Origin of the sequence: Bacillus cereus group sp. BceL220 (genome assembly GCF_051776965.1) — a bacterium.
In the GTDB taxonomy this organism is placed as follows: domain Bacteria; phylum Bacillota; class Bacilli; order Bacillales; family Bacillaceae_G; genus Bacillus_A; species Bacillus_A cereus.
This window is the reverse complement of sequence record NZ_JBPWBC010000056.1, coordinates 1-478: the sequence shown is the minus strand read 5'-3', so window position 1 is coordinate 478 and position 478 is coordinate 1. Positions and strand designations below refer to the sequence as shown.

The window sequence follows — 478 nt, the reverse complement described above, 5'->3', positions numbered from 1 at the left end:
CATGTTTGAGATATTTTATTAAAAGTGCGGGTGAAGGGAGTCGAACCCCCACGCCAAAGGCGCTAGATCCTAAGTCTAGTGCGTCTGCCAATTCCGCCACACCCGCATATTTCATTAAAATGGTGAGCCATGAAGGATTCGAACCTTCGACCCTCTGATTAAAAGTCAGATGCTCTACCAACTGAGCTAATGGCTCTCAAAATTAAAACTGGTGCCGACTAGAGGACTTGAACCCCCAACCTACTGATTACAAGTCAGTTGCTCTACCAATTGAGCTAAGTCGGCTAAATGGTGGAGGATGACGGGATCGAACCGCCGACCCCCTGCTTGTAAGGCAGGTGCTCTCCCAGCTGAGCTAATCCTCCGTTTGCCTGGCAACGTCCTACTCTCACAGGGACAAGGTCCCAACTACCATCGGCGCTAGAGAGCTTAACTTCCGTGTTCGGTATGGGAACGGGTGTGACCTCTCTGCCATCAT

Annotated in this window: 4 tRNA genes and 1 rRNA gene; all 5 read right to left on the bottom strand. The window is 50.4% G+C overall.

The annotated features are described in order from the left end of the window. Positions 1-25: 25 nt before the first annotated feature. Positions 26-106, bottom strand: a tRNA-Leu gene (locus ACS2FK_RS30495). A gap of 14 nt (positions 107-120) precedes the next feature. Further along, positions 121-196, bottom strand: a tRNA-Lys gene (locus tag ACS2FK_RS30490). A gap of 13 nt (positions 197-209) precedes the next feature. After that, a tRNA-Thr gene (locus tag ACS2FK_RS30485) sits at positions 210-285 on the bottom strand. A 4-nt stretch (positions 286-289) separates the two neighbouring features. Continuing rightward, positions 290-365, bottom strand: a tRNA-Val gene (locus ACS2FK_RS30480). 4 nt (positions 366-369) lie between these two features. Further along, positions 370-478, bottom strand: a 5S ribosomal RNA gene (gene rrf, locus ACS2FK_RS30475); the annotation flags it as partial.